Raw genomic sequence first — 18,565 nt, forward strand, 5'->3', positions numbered from 1 at the left:
ATGATTGCCACCGTGAACCTACCCAAACTCAACGCGCCGGACTTGGGCAACACGCCCTCCACGTCCGAGATCATCACCCGGCACCTGCGCGATGCCATCGTGGCCGGGCACTTCGACGAAGACGAGCCGATTCGCCAGGACGACATCGCGCGTCAGTTCAACGTCAGCAAGATCCCGGTGCGCGAGGCGCTCAAGCGGCTTGAGGCCGAGGGGTTGGTGATGTTTCAGCGCAACCGTGGGGCGATGGTCACGCGCTTGTCGGACTTCGAGCTGGCGCAGATGTTCGAGGTGCGCATGTTGCTGGAGGACAAGGTGTTGCGCCTGGCCATCCCGAACATGACCGAGGCCACGTTCGAACAGGCCGAGCGCATCTGCCAGGAGTTCATTGGCGAGAACGACGTGGGGCGCTGGGCGCAGTTGAACTGGGAGTTGCATGCGTGCCTGTACGAGCCGGCGCAGCGACCGTTTCTGGTGAGCATGATCCGTTCGGTGAACGACAAGCTGGAGCGGTACCTGCGCATGCAGATGAGCCTGTCGGCGGGCAAGGAGCGTGCCGACCACGAACACCGCGAGATCCTCGATGCATGCCGGGCGGGTGATGTGGAGCGCGCGGTGGGCTTGCTGGATGAGCATATTGCGGGGGTGTGCGAGACCTTGCTGGAGCACTTGCCGATGGCCAAGCCCCACCCCGGTCTGGAGCCGGGCCAACAGGGCTGACCTCTCAAAACCCCCAGGCCATGGCGCGTTGCAACAGTTCGGACATGTCATGGCCCTATGCCGATTTCGTCATCCACACCGCGCAATTCCATCAAGACGCCACCCCCCACCAACCGCCACCCTTGCGTCCATACCCCCCAACGGACGCGCCCCATGAAACGCATCACCGTGATCGACTCCCACACCGGCGGCGAACCCACGCGCCTGGTCACCGCAGGCTTCCCCGACCTGGGCCACGGCAGCATGGCCGAACGCAGGCAACAGCTGGCCGAACACCACGATCAGTGGCGCGCCGCCTGCATGCTCGAACCCCGCGGCAATGATGTGCTGGTGGGCGCACTGCTCTGCGAACCGGTCGACCCCAGCGCCTGCGCCGGGGTGATCTTCTTCAACAACACCGGCTACCTGGGCATGTGCGGCCACGGCACCATCGGCCTGGTGGTCTCGCTGGCCCACCTGGGCAGGATCGGCCCCGGCACCCACACCCTCGAAACCCCCGTGGGCAACGTGCAAGCCACCCTGCACGACGACCACTCGGTCAGCGTGCGCAATGTACCCGCCTACCGCTATCGCCACGCCGTCAGCGTGCAGGTGCCCGGCATCGGCGAAGTGACCGGCGATATCGCCTGGGGCGGCAACTGGTTCTTCCTGGTGGCCGAGCACGGCCTGCGTATCAGCGGCGACAACCTCGACGCGCTCACCGCCTACACCGTGGCCGTGCAGCAGGCCCTGGAAGATCAGGGCCTGCGCGGCGAGGACGGCGGCCTGATCGATCACGTCGAGCTGTTCGCCGACGACCCCGACGCCGACAGCCGCAACTTCGTGCTGTGCCCCGGCAAGGCCTATGACCGCTCGCCCTGCGGCACCGGCACCAGCGCCAAGCTGGCGTGCCTGGCCGCCGACGGCAAGCTGCAACCGGGCCAGATCTGGCGCCAGGCCAGCGTGATCGGCAGCCAGTTCGAAGGCTCGTTCGAAACCGCAGGCGATCGCATCGTGCCGACCATTCGCGGCCGCGCGCATATCAGCGCCGAAGCCACGCTGATCATCGAGCAGGACGACCCGTTCGCCTGGGGCATCCGCCTGTGACCCAGGGCCTGGCCGCCGATGTGATCGTGGTGGGCGCCGGCATCATCGGCGCGGCCTGCGCCCAGGCCCTGGCCCGGCGCGGCCTCGACGTGCTGGTGCTGGATGCCGGGCTGCCCGGCGCCACCGCCGCCGGCATGGGCCACCTGCTGGTGCTGGACGACAACCCCGCCGAACTGGCCCTGAGCCAATACTCGCTGCAACGCTGGCGCGACATTGCGCGCAACCTGCCCGAAGGCTGCGCCTACCGCAGCAACGGCACCCTGTGGCTGGCCGCCAACGCTGAAGAAATGGCCGTGGCCGAGCACAAGCACGCCAACCTGCGCGCCCATGGGGTGATCTGCCAGCTGGTCGGCGCACCTCGATTGCGCGAACGCGAACCATTGCTGCGCGAAGGGCTGGAGGGCGGCCTGCTGATCGAGGACGACGGCATTCTGTATGCCCCGGCCACCGCACGCTGGATGCTCGACCAGCCGCGCATTCGCCAGCGCCAGGCACGGGTCGCCGAGGTGGATGGCGCCCGGGTGCGCCTGGACGACGGACAGTGGCTGGCCGCCACGGCCGTGGTGCTGGCCAACGGTATCCAGGCCACCGAACTGTGCCCCGAACTGCCGATACAACCCAAGAAGGGCCACCTGCTGATCACCGACCGCTACCCCGGCCAGGTCACCCACACCCTGGTGGAACTGGGCTACGTGACCAGTGCGCACAACGCCAGCGGCCCGTCGGCCGCGTGCAATATCCAGCCGCGCCCTACCGGCCAGCTGTTCATCGGTGCCTCACGCCAGTTCGGCACCACCGACCCGCAGGTGGAAGGCTGGATGCTTGCCAGGATGCTCAAGCGCGCCACCGAATACGTGCCGGCGCTGGCCCAGCTCAATGCGATTCGCGCCTGGACCGGCTTTCGCGCCGCCAGCCCCGACGGCCTGCCGCTGGTGGGCCAGCACCCGCAACGCCCCGGCCTGTGGCTGGCGGTGGGGCATGAAGGGCTGGGCGTGACCACGGCCCCGGCCACCGCCGACCTGCTGGTGGCGCAACTGTTCGACGAACACCCGCCCCTGGCCGCACAGGCCTACCTGCCACAGCGTTTTCTCGGAGAACCGACCCATGCCTGAACTGACCCTGGACGGACGTGCCCTGCGCGTGGCCGAAGGCACCAGCGTGGCCGCTGCACTGGCCCTGGCTGGCGACGGCTGCACGCGTACCTCGGTGAGCGGCCAGCGCCGCGCACCGCTGTGCGGCATGGGCATCTGCCAGGAATGCCGGGTGAGCATCGACGGCCGGCGCCGCCTGGCCTGCCAGACCCTGTGCCGCGACGGCATGCAGGTGGAGACCCGCGCATGAGCGCCCATGCCGACGTACTGATCATCGGCGCCGGCCCGGCCGGCCTCAATGCCGCACTGGCCGCTGCCCCCAGCGGTGCACGCATCGTGCTGCTGGACGACAACCCCTGGCCCGGCGGGCAGATCTGGCGCGACGGCCCGCAGGCCAGCGTGCCGGCGCAGGCACAGCGCCTGCGCGAGCACGTGGGCGCCTTGAACAATGTGCAGCACCACCCGCAGACCCGCGTGATCGCCGCCACCGGCCCGCGCCAGTTGCTGGTGGAAGACGCCGAGCGCGGCTGGGTGATCGACTACGACACGCTGATCCTGTGCACCGGCGCACGCGAACTGCTGTTGCCCTTCCCCGGCTGGACCCTGCCCGGCGTGACCGGTGCCGGTGGCCTGCAGGCACTGATCAAGGGCGGCCTGCCGGTGCGCGACCAGCGCGTGGTGATCGCCGGCAGCGGCCCGCTGCTGCTGGCCAGCGCTGCCACGGCGCGGCACAACGGCGCGCAGGTGGTAGGCGTTGCCGAACAGGCAACCCGCGGCGCGGTGGCGGGTTTTGCCGCACAACTGCCGCGCTGGCCAAACAAGCTGCTGCAGGCGTTCGGCCTGTTCGACCGCCACTACCGCACCGACAGCCATGTGGTGGAGGCACTCGGCAGCGAGCGCCTCGAAGGCGTGCGCCTGCGCCAGCACGGCAACCTGGTCGAGCTGGCCTGCGAGCGCCTGGCCTGCGGCTTCGGCCTGATTCCCAACAGCCAGCTCGGCCAGGCCCTGGGCTGCACACTCCACGGCCAGGCGCTGGCCGTGGATGCGTGGCAGGCCACCAGTGAGCCGGGCCTGTTCGCGGCGGGGGAATGCACCGGTTTTGGGGGCAGCGAACTGGCGCTGGTGGAAGGCACCATTGCCGGGCTGGCGGCCGTGGGCGACCGCCAGGGCGCCGCCCGCCACTGGCCGCAGCGAGCGCGCTGGCAGGGCTTCGCCAAGGCGCTCAACCACGCCTTCGCCCTTGCCCCGCAGCTCAAGCAACTGGCCCGCCCCGACACCCTGGTATGCCGCTGCGAGGATGTGCCCTACAGCAAGCTCGCCGGCCAGCGTGACTGGCGCGAGGCCAAGCTGAGCAGTCGCTGCGGCATGGGCGCCTGCCAGGGCCGGGTGTGCGGCGCCGCAGCGCAGCACCTGTTCGGCTGGCAGCCCTCGGCGCCGCGCCCGCCGTTCAGCCCGGCGCGCATCGAGACCCTGCTGTGCCTGGACGACACCCCGCCCGCATGAAACGCAGCCCGGGGCTTTCGAGGCGGGCGCCGGATCTCTATGATCCCGAAGGTGCCCACCAGACCGTCAGCGCCATGTACGTATCGCTCAACAGCTTCCAGCCCTGCGACCTGCCCAGCCTGCTGAGCAGCCTGCAGCCGATCGCGCCGCTGCTCGATACGCTGAGCGACGTGGTGTTCTTCATCAAGGACACCCAGGCCCGCTACGCCTTCGTCAACCACACCCTGGCGCGGCGCTGCGGCTTCAGGCACAGCCACGAGCTGCTGGGGCTGACCGCCGACAGCGTGTTCCCCGAGCGCTTCGGCCCGCTGTACACCGCGCAGGACCGCCGCGTGCTCGACAGCGGCCGCGAGCTGGCCGACCAGCTCGAACTGCACCTGTACTTCGGCAACCAGCCGGTGTGGTGCCTGACCCACAAGCTGGCACTGTTCGACACCCAGGGCCAGATCGTCGGCCTGGCCGGCATCTCCCGCGACCTGCAGGCGCCCCAGGCCAGCCACCCCGGCTTCGATCGCCTGGCGGCGGTGGATGCGCACATTCGCGAGCACTTCGCACGGCCCGTGAGCCTGGCCGAGCTGACCGCGATTGCCGGGTTGTCTGCCGCGCAGCTGGAGCGCAACTGCAAGCGCGTGTTCCAGCTCACCCCGCGCCAGATGATCCACAAGGTGCGCCTTGAAGAAGCCTCGCGGCTGCTGCACCACAGCGACCTGCCGATCACCGAGATCGCCCTGCGCTGCGGCTACACCGACCACAGCGCGTTCAGCCGCCAGTTCCGCGCCCTCACCAGCCTGTCGCCAAGCCAGTACCGCGATACCCGCCGCTAGACGCGGTGTGTTCCTTTAGGGTGCGCCGCCGCACCCACTGCTCCCATATGTAACACCGCCGGCACCGGGCAGCGTTTCCTGCGCACCGCCCGCCTGCCCTGCCGGATTCAACGCAAGTCCTCTGGCTCAAGGGCCGCACAGCAATTGCATCGCGCGGGCAAAAACAGGCACGCGCATTGCTATAAAAATATCGTATACGAAATTCACAATACGCCCGCTACCAGCACCTTCCGACAAACGAGGCTTCCATGAAAAACCCCGCTTTTGTTGTAGCTCTCAGCGCTGTGCTCAGTACCTCCTTCATCGCCACCGCCCAGGCCGACAAGCTCGATGACATCATCGGCTCCGGCAAGCTGCGCTGCGCCGTGACCCTGGACTTCCCGCCCATGGGCTTTCGCGACGACGCCAACAAGCCGGCCGGCTTCGACGTCGACTACTGCAACGACCTGGCGAAGGTCCTCGGGGTAGATGCCGAGATCGTCGAGACGCCGTTCCCGGACCGTATCCCGGCGCTGGTCTCGGGGCGGGCCGACGTGATCGTGGCGTCCACCTCCGACACCCTGGAGCGGGCCAAGACGGTCGGCCTCACGGTGCCCTACTTTGCCTTCCAGATGGTCGTGCTGACCCGCGACAACACCGGCATCAACAGCTTCGACGACATCAAGGGCAAGGCCCTGGGCAACACCAGCGGCACCTATGAAGCCATCGCACTGGAGAAGGACGTGAAGCAGTGGGGCAGCGGCAGTTTCCGCGCCTACCAGTCGCAGAACGACACCATCCTGGCCGTGGCCCAGGGGCACATCGATGCCACCGTGGTGACCAACACCGTGGCCGCCGCCACGCTCAAGTCGGGCAAGTACAAGAACCTGAAGATCGCCGGCAACGCACCCTACGTGATCGACTACGTGTCGCTGGGGGCCAAGCGCAACGAGTACGGCCTGCTCAACTACCTCAACCTGTTCGTCAACCAGCAGGTACGTAGCGGCCGCTACAACGAGCTGTTCGTCAAATGGGTAGGCACCGATATCCCGCCGACCGACCTGACCGTGCCGAAGGTCTACTACTGAGGTGCCCGGCATGCCCAGCCCTTCCACTGCCCTGAACGGGCGTAGCCTGGTCGATGGCGCGGCCAGTGGCGAGTTGCTGTTCGCCGACATCGGCCTGAGTTTCTGGGGCGGTGTCGACGCCTTCAGCGGCGAGGTCATCGACCGCCATCACCCGCTCAGCGGCGCACACCTGGCCGGCCGCGTGCTGGCCATTCCCAGCGGGCGCGGCTCGTGTACCGGCAGCAGTGTGATGATGGAACTGATCAGCAATGGCCATGCACCGGCGGCACTGGTGCTGGCCGAGCCGGATGAGATCCTGACCCTGGGCGTGCTGGTGGCGCAGTTGCTGTTCGGGCGCTCGCTGCCGGTGCTGTGCATCGGCCAGCAGGCCTTTGCCGCCCTGCGCGGCAAGGCCTTTGCGCAGGTGCAGGGCGAGCGCCTGGTGCTGTTCGACCAGGCCACCGCCGAGGCGCTGCCGGCAGCCCCGGCCAGCCCGCCGGCGGCGACGCGCCCGACCACCCTCACCCTTACCGACCACGACCAGGCCTTGCTCGCGGGCGACCTGGGCAAGGCCGCGCAGGTGGCGATGCAGATCGTGCTGCGCATGGCCGAGCTGCAGGGCGCACACAGCCTGGTGGACATCAGCCAGGCGCATATCGACGGCTGCATCTACACCGGCCCCGCCAGCCTGCGCTTTGCGCAGCAGCTGGTGCAGTGGGGCGCCAGGGTGCGGGTGCCGACCACCCTCAACTCGATTTCCGTGGACCAGCGCCGCTGGCGCGAACTGGGTATCGACGCGGCGCTGGGCGAACCTGCCAGTGCGCTGGGCGATGCCTACATGGCGATGGGCGCGCAGATGAGCTTTACCTGCGCCCCCTACCTGCTCGACAGCGCGCCGAAGCTCGGCGAGCAGATCGTGTGGGCCGAGTCCAACGCCGTGGTGTACGCCAACAGCGTGCTCGGCGCGCGTACCCTGAAGTACCCCGACTACCTGGATATCTGCATCGCCCTGACCGGCCGCGCGCCGCTGATCGGCTGCCACCTGGAGGCCCAGCGCAAGGCGCGGGTGCAGATCGACCTGCCGGCGCTGACCCAACTGGACGATGCGTTCTACCCGCTGCTGGGCTATCACATCGGCGCCATGGTCGGCAGCCGGATCCCGCTGGTGACAGGGCTGGAGCGTTTTGCCCCGACCCACGACGACCTCAAGGCCTTCGGCGCCGCGTTCGCCACCACCTCGGCGGCGCCGCTGTTCCATATCGCCGGGGTCACACCCGAAGCGCTGGACCCGGCCCAGGCGGTCAGCGCGGGCGAGGTGCTGCCGGTAAAACGCATTGCCCTGGCCGACCTGCTGGTGAGCTGGCGCGAGCTGAACAGTGCCCGTGACAGCCAGGTGGACCTGGTGTCGCTGGGCAACCCGCACTTCTCCCTGGGCGAGTTCGCGCACCTGGCACAGCTGTGCCGCGGGCGCACACGCAACCCGGCGGTCAGCCTGGTGATCACCTGCGGCCGTGCGGTGCTGGAGCAGGCCCGTGACGCCGGCCACCTTGCCCCGATCGAAGCCTTCGGCGCGGTGCTGGTGACCGACACCTGCTGGTGCATGCTCGGCGAGCCGGTGATCCCGCCCGCCGCCCGCACACTGATGACCAACTCGGGCAAATACGCCCACTACGCCCCCGGGCTGGCGGGCCGGGCGGTGCATTTCGCCAGCCTTGGCGAGTGCGTCGAGGCCGCCTGCACCGGCAGCGCCAGCGGTCGCCTGCCGGCTTGGCTGCAACCGGCCGCCCCACAGGAGAGCCCCGCGCATGTTTGACTACACCTTCCAATGGCGCTCGGCCCTGCGCGCCCTGCCCGACATGCTGGCCGGTGCCTGGGTCACCTTCGAGACCGCCGCGCTGTCGATGATCTTCGGCGTGCTGATCGCCCTGGCCTTGACCGTGATGCGTGAAGCGCAGCAGCCGGTGACGCGCGGCATCGGCAATGCCTGGGTATCGATTGCGCGCAACACCCCTTCGCTGTTCCAGATCTACATCCTGTACTTCGGGCTTGGCTCGCTGGGGCTGCACGTGAGTTCGTGGTTCGCGCTGCTGGCCGGCATCACCTTCAACAACGCCGGGTACCTGGCGGAGAACTTTCGCGGCGGGCTCAAGGCAGTGCCGACCACGCAGATGCGCGCGGCACGCTCGCTGGGCATGAGCGCGTTCCAGGCCTACCGCATGATCATCGTGCCGCAGTTGCTGCGGGTGGTGTTCTACCCCTTGAGCAACCAGATGGTGTGGGCGGTGCTGATGACCTCGCTGGGGGTGATCGTGGGGCTCAACAACGACCTCACCGGCGTGACCCAGGACTACAACGTCAAGACCTTCCGCACCTTCGAGTACTTCGCCATTGCAGCGGTGCTGTATTACCTGATCGCCAAGCTGATCGTCGCGGTGGCCCGGCTGATGGCCTGGCGGCTGTTCCGTTACTGAGGAGCTGTCCATGTTTTCTACAAGCTTTACCTGGAACGACATGCTGTTCCTGCTCGACGGGGCCTGGGTCACCCTGCAGCTGACCTTCTGGTCGATCATGCTGGGCTCGGTGGCCGGGCTGGTGTTCGGCCTGCTGCGTGCGCTGCTGCCACGCGCCAGCCTGCCGCTGGCCTGGGTGCTGGATGTGTTTCGCAGCGTGCCGCTGCTGATCCAGTTCGTGCTGTTCAACTCGTTCAAGAGCATCGTGGGCCTGAACATCAGCGCCTTCAGCGTGGGCTGCATCGTGCTGGGGGTGTACGCCGCGGCGTACTTCACCGAAATCGTGCGCAGCGGTGTGCTGGCGGTGCCGCCCAGCGTGCGCCGGGCCAGCCGCTCGCTGGGCCTGAGCTACCTGCAGGACCTGCGCTGGATCGTGCTGCCGATGGCCTCGCGGGTGGCCTTTCCGGGCTGGCTGAACCTGGTGCTGAGCGTGATGAAGGACACCGCGCTGGTGATGTGGATCGGCATCGTCGAATTGCTGCGCGCCTCCCAGACCATCGTCACACGGATTCAGGAACCCCTGCTGGTGCTGTGCATCGCGGGCCTCATCTATTACGTCATGAGCCTGGTGGTCGCACGCCTGGGCGCCCGACTGGAAAGAAGGTGGCAAGAAAATGATTGAGATCGACAACGTACACAAATCCTTCGGCGACCTGGAAGTGGTCAAGGGCGTGAGCCTGACGGTGAACAAGGGCGAGGTGGTGTCGATCATCGGCGGTTCGGGCTCGGGCAAGTCGACCCTGCTGATGTGCATCAACGGCCTGGAGCCGATCCAGAAGGGCAGCATTCGCGTGGATGGCATCGAAGTGCACAACCGCGCCACCGACCTCAACCGCCTGCGCCAGAAGATCGGCATCGTGTTCCAGCAGTGGAATGCCTTCCCGCACCTGACGGTGCTGGAGAACGTGATGCTGGCGCCGCGCAAGGTACTGGGCAAGAGCCGCGAGGAAGCCGAGGCACTGGCGATCCAGCAGCTGACCCACGTGGGGCTGGGCGACAAGTTCAAGACCTTCCCCGGCAAGTTGTCCGGTGGCCAGCAGCAGCGCATGGCGATTGCCCGGGCGCTGGCGATGTCGCCGGACTACATGCTGTTCGACGAGGCCACCTCGGCGCTCGATCCGCAACTGGTGGGCGAAGTGCTGGACACCATGCGCATGCTTGCCGAGGACGGCATGACCATGGTGCTGGTGACCCACGAGATCCGCTTTGCGCGGGATGTGTCGGACCGGGTGGCGTTCTTTCGCAACGGGCTGGTGCACGAGATCGGCTCGCCGGACCAGGTGATCGGCAACCCGCAGCAGCCGGAGACGGCGGCGTTTCTCAAGTCAGTGAAGTAACCAGGGGCCTCATCGCGGGTCAAGCCCGCTCCCACACAGATCAGCCCATACCCTGTGGGAGCGGGCTTGACCCGCGATGGGCTGCGCAGCAGCCCCAATCAATCAGGAGCCAGGCAATGCGTTCATCAAAGGTGATTCATGTAGTCAGCTGCCACGCCGAAGGCGAGGTCGGCGATGTGATTGTCGGTGGCGTCGCGCCGCCACCGGGCGACACCCTGTGGGAACAGTCGCGCTGGATCGCGCAGGACGACACCCTGCGCAATTTCGTGCTCAACGAACCGCGTGGCGGCGTGTTCCGCCACGTCAACCTGCTGGTGCCGCCCAAGAACCCGGCCGCGCAGATGGGCTGGATCATCATGGAGCCGGCCGACACCCCGCCGATGTCCGGCTCCAACTCGCTGTGCGTGGCCACGGTGCTGCTCGACAGCGGCATCCTGCCGATGACCGAGCCGCAGACCCGTCTGGTGCTCGAAGCCCCCGGCGGCCTGATCGAGGCCGTGGCCGAATGCCGGGACGGCAAGGTTCAGCGCGTGGAGGTCAGGAACGTGCCCTCCTTCGCCGACCGCCTGGACGCCTGGATCGAGGTCGAGGGCGTGGGCTCGCTGCAGGTCGACACCGCCTATGGCGGCGACAGTTTCGCGATTGTCGATGCCCAGCGCCTGGGCTTTGCCATTCGCCCCGACGAGGCCGCCGACCTGGTGGAGGTGGGCCTGAAGATCACCCGCGCCGCCAACGAACAACTGGGTTTTGTGCACCCGCTCAACCCCGGCTGGTCGCATATCTCGTTCTGCCAGATCGCCGCGCCCATCGTGATGGAGAATGGCGTGGCCACCGGTGCCAACGCGGTGGTGATCCAGCCCGGCAAGATCGACCGCTCCCCCACCGGCACCGGCTGTTCGGCGCGCATGGCAGTGTTGCAGGCCAAGGGCCTGATGCAGGTGGGCGAACGCTTCATCGGCCGCTCGATCCTGGGCTCGGAGTTCCACTGTCGCATCGATTCGCTGACCGAAGTGGCCGGCCGCGCCGCCATCTACCCGTGCATTTCGGGGCGCGCCTGGATCACCGGCACCCACCAGTTGCTGCTCGACCCCGCCGACCCGTGGCCACAAGGCTACCGACTGTCGGACACCTGGCCCGGCGCCTGATCGCTAAGCCCTTGATTCACAAACCCTAAGCAAAAAGACCAGCAAAAACCCCGAAATAACGCTGGTCTGCTTCACACACATAAAATATCGTATACGAAATACTAACAACCACCGGAGACAACCAATGAGCAAGCGCATCAACTGGAGTGGCGTGTTCCCTGCGGTCACCACCCAATTCAACGACGACTTCTCCATCAACCTGGAAAAAACCCACCAGGTGATTTCCAACGTGATCCGCGACGGCGTGTCGGGCCTGGTGGTGTGCGGCTCGGTGGGCGAGAACACCTCGCTGACGGCCGAAGAAAAGATTGCCGTGACCGAAGTGGCGGTGGATGCCTCGCGTGGGCGTGTGCCGGTGATCTGCGGCGTGGCCGAGTTCACCAGCGTGCAGGCCGCCAAGGTGGCCAACGCGGTGCGCAAGGTGGGCGTGGACGGGGTGATGCTGATGCCGGCACTGGTGTACGGCTCCAAGCCGTTCGAGACCGCCGAGCACTACCGTTACGTGGCCAAGCATGCCGACGTGCCGCTGATGGTCTACAACAACCCGCCGATCTACAAAAACGACGTGACCCCGGACATCCTGATTTCCCTGGCCGACTGCGACAACGTGGTGTGCTTCAAGGATTCCTCCGGCGACACCCGCCGCTTCATCGACGTGCGCAACGAGGTGGGCGACCGCTTCGTGCTGTTCGCCGGCCTCGACGACGTGGTGCTCGAAAGCATCGCGGTGGGCGCCGAGGGCTGGGTGTCGGGCATGTCCAACGTGTTCCCCAAGGAGGGCGAGACGATCTTCCGCCTGGCCAAGGCCGGACGCTTTGCCGAGGCCATGCCGATCTACGAGTGGCTGATGCCGATCCTGCACCTGGATGCCCGCGCCGACCTGGTGCAGTGCATCAAGCTGTGTGAAGCCATTGCCGGTCGCGGCAGCGCGCTGACCCGTCCACCGCGCCTGGCCCTGCCAAAGGACGACCGCGAGTTCGTCGAGCAGATCATGGCCAAGGCCCTGGCCAATCGCCCTGAACTGCCGGATGTCGGCCTCTGAGTGAGTGCCGGGCGGGCCTCTCTGCGGGGCCCACCCGGCGCGCCAGTTTTTCTGTCTTGCGCCTGCACAGGAAACGCCAGCATGAGCACTGCACACCCCTCTCCCCGCGCAACCACCGCCCCGGCGGGCCTCAAGCGTGTGGTAGCGGCCGCCATGGCCGGTACCGTCGCCGAATGGTATGAATTCTTTCTCTACGGTACGGCCTCGGCACTGGTGTTCGGCCAGTTGTTCTTTCGCCAGACCGACAGCCCCATCGACGGCATCATCGCCGCCTTCGCCCTCTACGCCGTAGGTTTTCTGGCCCGCCCGCTGGGCGGCCTGGTGTTCGGCCACTATGGCGACAAGTTCGGGCGCAAGCGCCTGTTGCAACTGAGCCTGGTGGTGGTCGGCATCACCACCTTTCTGATGGGCTGCCTGCCCGGTTTCGACAGCATCGGCTACGCCGCGCCCATCCTGCTGGTGCTGCTGCGCCTGATCCAGGGGTTCGCCTTTGGCGGCGAATGGGGCGGCGCGATTCTGCTGGTGTCCGAGCACTGCCCGGACAACCGTCGCGGCTTCTGGGCCAGCTGGCCGCAGGCCGGCGTACCGGCGGGCAACCTGCTGGCCACGGTGGCGCTGCTGGCGCTGTCGAGCACCCTGAGCGAGGAGCAGTTCCTGGCCTGGGGCTGGCGCGTGGCGTTCTGGCTGTCGGCACTGGTGGTGCTGATCGGCTACTGGATCCGCACCAGCGTGGATGATGCCCCGATCTTCAAGCAGGCCCAGGCCCGCCAGGCACAGCACAAGGTGCAGCAGCTGGGTGTGGTGGAAGTGCTGCGCCATCACTGGCGTTCGGTACTGGTGGGCATCGGTGCGCGGTTTGCCGAGAACATCCTGTACTACACCGTGGTGACCTTCTCGATCACCTACCTCAAGCTGGTGGTGCACAAGGACACCTCGCAGATTCTGCTGCTGATGTTCGGCGCGCACCTGCTGCACTTCTTCCTGATCCCGCTGATGGGCTACCTGTCCGACCTGGTGGGGCGCAAGCCGGTGTACCTGACCGGTGCGGTGCTGACCGCGTTCTGGGGCTTCGTCGGCTTCCCGATGATGTACACCGGCAACAACTGGCTGATCATGGCGGCGATCACCCTGGGCCTGGCCATCGAGTCGATGACCTATGCGCCCTACTCGGCGCTGATGGCCGAGATGTTCCCCACCCATGTGCGCTACACCGCCTTGTCGCTGTGCTATCAGGTGGCGCCGATTTTCGCCGGCTCCCTGGCACCGCTGATCGCCATCACCCTGCTCAACAAGTACAACAGCTCGACGCCGATTGCCTGGTACCTGGTGGGCGCCGCGGCGATTTCCATCGTCGCCGTCGGCCTGACCCGTGAAACCCGTGGCAAGTCGCTGCACCTGGTCGACGCCGAGTCGGCCGAGCGGGTTGCCGCCAGCACCGACACCGCCAGCGCTCGCGGCAACTCGCTGGCCTGAGCCCAACCCTTTCAACAGGAGGTCTGCATGACCGAGATCATCGGCCACAACTACATCGGCGGTGCGCGCAGCGCCGCCGGCAGCATCACCCTGCACAGCCATGACGCCACCACCGGCGACGCCCTGCCGTACCGTTTCACCCAGGCCACCGCCGAGGAAGTGGACGCTGCCGCCCGCGCCGCAGCGGCGGCCTACCCGACGTTTCGCAACCTGCCGGCCGGGCGCCGGGCGGAGTTTCTGGAGGCCATAGCCGAGCAGCTGGACGCGCTGGACGATGACTTCGTCGCGCTGGTAACCCGCGAAACGGCCTTGCCCACGGCACGGATCAAGGGCGAGCGCGGCCGCACCAGCGGGCAGATGCGCCTGTTTGCCCAGGTGCTGCGCCGGGGAGACTTCTACGGTGCACGCATCGACCGCGCATTGCCCGAGCGCCAGCCGCTGCCACGGGTGGACCTGCGCCAGTACCGTATCGGCGTGGGGCCGGTGGCGGTGTTCGGCGCCAGCAACTTTCCGCTGGCGTTCTCCACCGCCGGGGGCGATACCGCAGCGGCGCTGGCGGCCGGCTGCCCGGTGGTGTTCAAGGCCCACAGCGGGCACATGGCCACGGCCGAGCACGTGGCCAACGCGATCATTCGCGCCGCCGAGCGCACCGGCATGCCCGAGGGCGTGTTCAACATGATCTATGGCGCCGGGGTGGGCGAGGCGCTGGTCAAGCACCCGGCGATCCAGGCCGTGGGCTTTACCGGCTCGCTCAAGGGCGGGCGCGCGCTGTGCGACATGGCGGCGGCGCGGGCGCAGCCGATCCCGGTGTTTGCCGAAATGAGCAGCATCAACCCGGTGCTGGTGCTGCCGCAGGCGCTGCAGGTGCGCAGCGAGAAAATCGCCACGGAGCTGGCGGCGTCGGTGGTGATGGGCTGCGGGCAGTTCTGTACCAACCCCGGGCTGGTGATCGGGCTGCGCTCGCCGCAGTTTTCGGCGTTTGTTGCGCACTTGGCGGCGACGCTGGGCGAGCAGCCGGCGCAGACCATGCTCAATGCCGGCACCCTGCGCAGTTATGCCAGGGGCGTACAGGCGTTGCAGGCGCACCCTGGGGTGAGCCACCTGGCGGGCCGTGAACAACAGGGCAACCAGGCGCAGCCGCAGCTGTTCAAGGCAGATGTGAGCTTGCTGCTCGACGGTGATGCGCTGTTGCAGGAGGAGGTGTTCGGGCCGACCACGGTGGTGGTGGAAGTGGCCGATGCGGATCAGTTGCATAGCGCACTGGCGAGCCTGCATGGGCAGTTGACCGCCACCCTGATTGCAGAAGCCGACGACCTGGCGCAGTTTGCCCAGGTGCTGCCGCTGCTGGAGCAGAAGGTTGGGCGGGTGCTGTTCAACGGCTACCCGACCGGTGTTGAAGTGTGCGATGCGATGGTGCATGGCGGGCCCTACCCGGCCACCTCGGATGCGCGGGGGACGTCGGTGGGGAGCCTGGCGATCGATCGGTTCCTGCGGCCGGTGTGTTACCAGAACTGCCCGGATGATCTGCTGCCGGCGGCGTTGCAGGATGGCAACCCGTTGGGGATTGTGCGGTTGGTGGAGGGTTGTAGCAGTCGCGAACCGCTCTGACTGATTTGGGGCTGCTTTGCAGCCCATCGCGGGTCAAGCCCGCTCCCACAGGTACACCACTGTGTTCATGGTCAGTGGAGCCCCTGCGGGAGCGGGCTTGGCCCGCGATGGGGTTTCAGTTCAGCAATGCCTTGAGGTCGTTGTACAGCGCCTCGGGGATCTGCACGCCCTCCTCCAGGCTGCGCTTGCGCGCCTCGAAGCGGCGCTGTGACGGCAGCCGCGCACCCTGCCCCTCGATGCCCGCAAACACCGCCTCCGCCCGCGCCAGGTGCGCCTCGGCGCCCGCCCCCAGAAACCGCTGCGGGTCCAGCGCGAGGATCAGCTCGCCATGGTACGGCGAGGACTTGCTGCCCGCGTCATAGGCCAGCGACTCGGCACTGGTCAGGTCGCCGATCAACGGCCCGGCAATCAGCTCGACCATCGCCGCCAGCGCCGAACCCTTGTGCCCACCAAAGGTGAGCATCGCGCCACTGTCGAGCACCACGTTCGGGTCGGTGCTCGGCTGCCCCTGGGCATCCACGCCCCAGCCTTCGGGGATGGCCTTGTCGGCGCGCCGATGCAGCTCGATGTCGCCGCGCGCAATCGCGCTGGTGGCAAAGTCGAACACGAACGGGTTGGCGCCCGCACGCGGCCAGCCGAACGCGATGGGGTTGGTGCCGAACACCGGCTGGCTGCCCCCGGCCGGCGCCACCCAGGCATGGCTGGGGTTGCACGCCAGCGCCACCAGGCCGGCCTCGGTCAGTTGTTCGATCTCGACCCACAACGCCGAAAAGTGCACGCAATGGTTGATGGCCAGGGCCGCGATGCCGTTGCTGCGGGCCTTGGCCTGCAGCATCGGCAAGCCGGCCTGGAACGCCAGCTGCGAGAAGCCGCCAGCAGCATCCACACGCACGATCGAGGGCGCCTGGTCGATCACCTGCGGCTCGGCCGCCGCCGACACCTTGCCGGCCTTGAGCGAGTTCACACAGCCGATCACCCGGTACAGCCCATGGGAGGCGCAGCCATCGCGCTCCCCGGCGACCACCGTGGCCGTCACCGCTGCGGCGTGCGCCGCGTTGAAACCGTTGTGCAGCAGGATCGACTCTGCCAGTTCATGGGCTTGGGTAAGGGTCAGTCGAATCATGGTCAGCTCCTTGGACAGACCGTCCATCGTGCCCCATCGACCGGGGCCGGGCTTGATCGATTCGGACCACGGGCATGACGAACTTGGCACAGTGGCCAACAGCCCCCCACGCACACCCAGGGAAGCTGTTCAGTTTGTAATCAAACTGACGCAGCCCTTGTGGTACGTAGCGTGTAGCGCTTTATCCACAGAGCTACCCACTTTTTTTGTGGATAGCTTCAGCGCAGTTCGACCGGTTGCAGGTCGGCCCAGGATTCCACCGGGCCGGGGTTGCGCGGGTCGCTCGCGCCGCCCAGGCACACGGCAATCTTGTTCACCGCATTGAGTGCGCTGGTGACCGCGCCCTCGGCCCAGCCACCGGTCCAGGACACGTCGTCGCCGGCCAGCACGAAGCCGTAGGGCGTGGCGCTGCCCACCCCGGTCATGAACTGCGCGAAGAGCCTGCGCTGGTAGGCGTACTGCCCGGGCAGGTTCATCTTGAAGGCGCCCAGGTAGTGCGGCTGGTCCTCCCAGTTGAACTCGACGAAGGTGTTGCTGGCACTGTAGTGCGCGGCGAGGTCCACGTTGGGGTAGATGGCCTGCAGCAACGTGGTGCACAGCTGGGCATGTTGCGGCGCCGGCCTGGCGCGGTCGCCCAGGAACTTCAGCGCATCGTCGTTCCAGGTGTACGACAGGAAGATGCCGCTGCCGCGGTAGCCGCTTGGCGCCTGCGCGTAATCGACCAGGTAGGTGCCACGGGTGAGGCCATCGGACAGCGTCACGCTCAGCGTGCGTTCCTGCATCGGCCCCGGTCGTTCGTGCCAGAAGGGCCGCCGGGTGGCCGCGAAGATCTTTGCCGACTGCATGTAGTGGGTGTATTTGACGGCCTCCCAGGTCGCGCTGGGCAGCAGCGCGTCCATGGCCTTCAGTTGCTGCACGGTGCCGCTGGCGCGCAGTTTGTCGAGCACCCGCAGGTGCGGGGTGTAGACCACGTGGCCGATGGTCAGCCAGGCACTGGTATCGCGCTTGAGGTCGTGGACCAGTACCGAGAACTCACCGTTCGCCAGCGGGCTGATATGCCGGACTTCCTGGTTGAACGGCTCGGCGAATACCTGGCGGGACATCGACTCGACGCTGCTGTCGCCCTGGCCATTGGCGCAGGGGTCGCCCAACGCAGTGGGCGATTGCGTCCACAGCGCCCTGGGCAGTGCATCGGCGCCCTGGTACATGAGCCGGTGGCTGGCATCCAGCCCGGTGTACAGCACCCGCAGCACTTCGAGAATGCTGTTGGGGTAGTCGGTGTTCCAGCCACCGGTGCCGAAGCCGATCTGGCCGAACAGGTTGATCTGCTCGCGGCTCCACCCCGACTCCTGCAGCAGCGCCTGATAGAAACTGACGTCGTCCCAGCTGCGGCCGGCGCCGCAGTGGACGATGGCATTCCACAGGCGCTTGATGGCTTTCTGGTCGATGCTGCCTTCGGTCATGGCGGTTTCCAGTTCATGGAAGTGGAACGGCGCGCCCGCCAGAAAGGTTTCGAAGAACTGCTCTTCGAGCTGCAGGTACTCCGGTGGCACGGGGAACACCGGGCTGTCGTGCTCGTAGTACTTCACGCGGCCCTGGTAGTCGACCACGGTGCTGACTGCGGCCGCTGTGCCGGGGTTGGGAAAGTCCGCCGACTGCGCGGTCATGCCCACCTTGTCGAAGTAGTGGAACAGCGCCTTGCCGGATACCGGAAAGCGCATGGCGCCCAGCTCGCAGATCACCTCGGCGCCGGGGTCGCCCATGACCCTGGAATACAGCCGCCCGCCGATGCGCTCGCCGGCCTCCAGCACCACCGGGTGCAGGCCCATCTTCAGCAGTTCGTAGGCCGCCACCAGGCCGGCGATACCGGCGCCGACCACCAGCACCTTGCGGCCCCAGCACTCGGGCGGCACGCGGCACAGCGGCTGGCCGGCAGCACGGGCGGCGGCGAGGTAGTCGGCGTAGTGGAACGGGAAGTCCGGGACCAGCGCGGTCACGTCCTTGTTGCGGGCAAGTGGCGTCCTGCGGGGGCTGCGCGAAGGGATGGCGGACATGGCAGT

Annotated in this window: 17 protein-coding genes; 15 read left to right on the forward strand and 2 right to left on the reverse strand. The window is 67.3% G+C overall.

The window, feature by feature from the left end; translation table 11 throughout:
- Positions 1-12 precede the first annotated feature (12 nt).
- The 15 genes from N0B28_RS15855 (at position 13) to N0B28_RS15925 (ending at position 15,382) form a co-directional block, all read left to right on the forward strand.
- Positions 13-717 carry a GntR family transcriptional regulator gene (locus tag N0B28_RS15855; protein WP_058541363.1) on the forward strand — a complete coding sequence of 235 codons (705 nt, stop codon included), beginning with the start codon at positions 13-15 and terminating at the stop codon, positions 715-717.
- A 153-nt stretch (positions 718-870) separates the two neighbouring features.
- On the forward strand, positions 871-1,803 hold the full coding sequence (locus N0B28_RS15860) for a 4-hydroxyproline epimerase (RefSeq protein WP_078480797.1): 933 nt from the start codon (positions 871-873) through the stop codon (positions 1,801-1,803).
- Complete coding sequence (locus tag N0B28_RS15865) at positions 1,800-2,915, forward strand: FAD-dependent oxidoreductase (RefSeq protein WP_078480796.1); 1,116 nt, start codon at positions 1,800-1,802, stop codon at positions 2,913-2,915. Before N0B28_RS15860 ends, N0B28_RS15865 begins: the two co-directional genes overlap by 4 nt.
- Entirely contained in the window at positions 2,908-3,144 is a 237-nt protein-coding gene (locus tag N0B28_RS15870) for a 2Fe-2S iron-sulfur cluster-binding protein (protein WP_043861063.1), read from the forward strand. The genes N0B28_RS15865 and N0B28_RS15870 overlap by 8 nt, the downstream gene beginning before the upstream one ends.
- Complete coding sequence (locus N0B28_RS15875; RefSeq protein ID WP_275727414.1) at positions 3,141-4,397, forward strand: FAD/NAD(P)-binding oxidoreductase; 1,257 nt, start codon at positions 3,141-3,143, stop codon at positions 4,395-4,397. The genes N0B28_RS15870 and N0B28_RS15875 overlap by 4 nt, the downstream gene beginning before the upstream one ends.
- A gap of 74 nt (positions 4,398-4,471) precedes the next feature.
- Positions 4,472-5,221 (forward strand): AraC family transcriptional regulator, encoded by a 750-nt coding sequence (locus N0B28_RS15880; RefSeq protein ID WP_043861061.1) that lies wholly within the window; start codon positions 4,472-4,474, stop codon positions 5,219-5,221.
- 248 nt (positions 5,222-5,469) lie between these two features.
- Complete coding sequence (locus tag N0B28_RS15885; protein ID WP_043861060.1) at positions 5,470-6,288, forward strand: transporter substrate-binding domain-containing protein; 819 nt, start codon at positions 5,470-5,472, stop codon at positions 6,286-6,288.
- A gap of 10 nt (positions 6,289-6,298) precedes the next feature.
- The gene (locus N0B28_RS15890) at positions 6,299-8,080 is read left to right on the forward strand and encodes an aconitase family protein (protein ID WP_275727416.1); all 1,782 of its coding nucleotides are present in this window, start codon (positions 6,299-6,301) and stop codon (positions 8,078-8,080) included.
- On the forward strand, positions 8,073-8,738 hold the full coding sequence (locus tag N0B28_RS15895; protein WP_275727419.1) for an amino acid ABC transporter permease: 666 nt from the start codon (positions 8,073-8,075) through the stop codon (positions 8,736-8,738). The genes N0B28_RS15890 and N0B28_RS15895 overlap by 8 nt, the downstream gene beginning before the upstream one ends.
- 10 nt (positions 8,739-8,748) lie before the next feature.
- Positions 8,749-9,399, forward strand: coding sequence for an amino acid ABC transporter permease (locus N0B28_RS15900; protein WP_043861057.1), 651 nt, complete (start codon positions 8,749-8,751; stop codon positions 9,397-9,399).
- Complete coding sequence (locus N0B28_RS15905; RefSeq protein WP_054916116.1) at positions 9,392-10,114, forward strand: amino acid ABC transporter ATP-binding protein; 723 nt, start codon at positions 9,392-9,394, stop codon at positions 10,112-10,114. Before N0B28_RS15900 ends, N0B28_RS15905 begins: the two co-directional genes overlap by 8 nt.
- Before the next feature lie 116 nt (positions 10,115-10,230).
- Positions 10,231-11,259 (forward strand): proline racemase family protein, encoded by a 1,029-nt coding sequence (locus tag N0B28_RS15910; protein ID WP_054916117.1) that lies wholly within the window; start codon positions 10,231-10,233, stop codon positions 11,257-11,259.
- 124 nt (positions 11,260-11,383) lie between these two features.
- On the forward strand, positions 11,384-12,301 hold the full coding sequence (locus N0B28_RS15915) for a dihydrodipicolinate synthase family protein (protein ID WP_043861054.1): 918 nt from the start codon (positions 11,384-11,386) through the stop codon (positions 12,299-12,301).
- Positions 12,302-12,382: 81 nt separating this feature from the next.
- Entirely contained in the window at positions 12,383-13,774 is a 1,392-nt protein-coding gene (abaF, locus tag N0B28_RS15920) for a fosfomycin efflux MFS transporter AbaF (RefSeq protein WP_275727423.1), read from the forward strand.
- A 27-nt stretch (positions 13,775-13,801) separates the two neighbouring features.
- Entirely contained in the window at positions 13,802-15,382 is a 1,581-nt protein-coding gene (locus N0B28_RS15925) for an aldehyde dehydrogenase (NADP(+)) (RefSeq protein WP_274097273.1), read from the forward strand.
- Between the two features lie 115 nt (positions 15,383-15,497).
- On the opposite strand, the gene N0B28_RS15930 is transcribed toward N0B28_RS15925, so the two are convergent.
- Together N0B28_RS15930 and N0B28_RS15935 are read right to left on the reverse strand one after the other, a co-directional pair.
- Positions 15,498-16,505: an Ldh family oxidoreductase gene (locus tag N0B28_RS15930; RefSeq protein WP_123752445.1), complete on the reverse strand. Its 1,008-nt coding sequence runs from the start codon at positions 16,503-16,505 to the stop codon at positions 15,498-15,500.
- Between the two features lie 218 nt (positions 16,506-16,723).
- The gene (locus N0B28_RS15935; protein ID WP_275727430.1) at positions 16,724-18,559 is read right to left on the reverse strand and encodes an NAD(P)/FAD-dependent oxidoreductase; all 1,836 of its coding nucleotides are present in this window, start codon (positions 18,557-18,559) and stop codon (positions 16,724-16,726) included.
- Positions 18,560-18,565 lie beyond the last annotated feature (6 nt).

This window comes from Pseudomonas sp. SD17-1, assembly GCF_029201585.1.
GTDB classification, from domain to species: Bacteria; Pseudomonadota; Gammaproteobacteria; order Pseudomonadales; family Pseudomonadaceae; genus Aquipseudomonas; species Aquipseudomonas palmensis.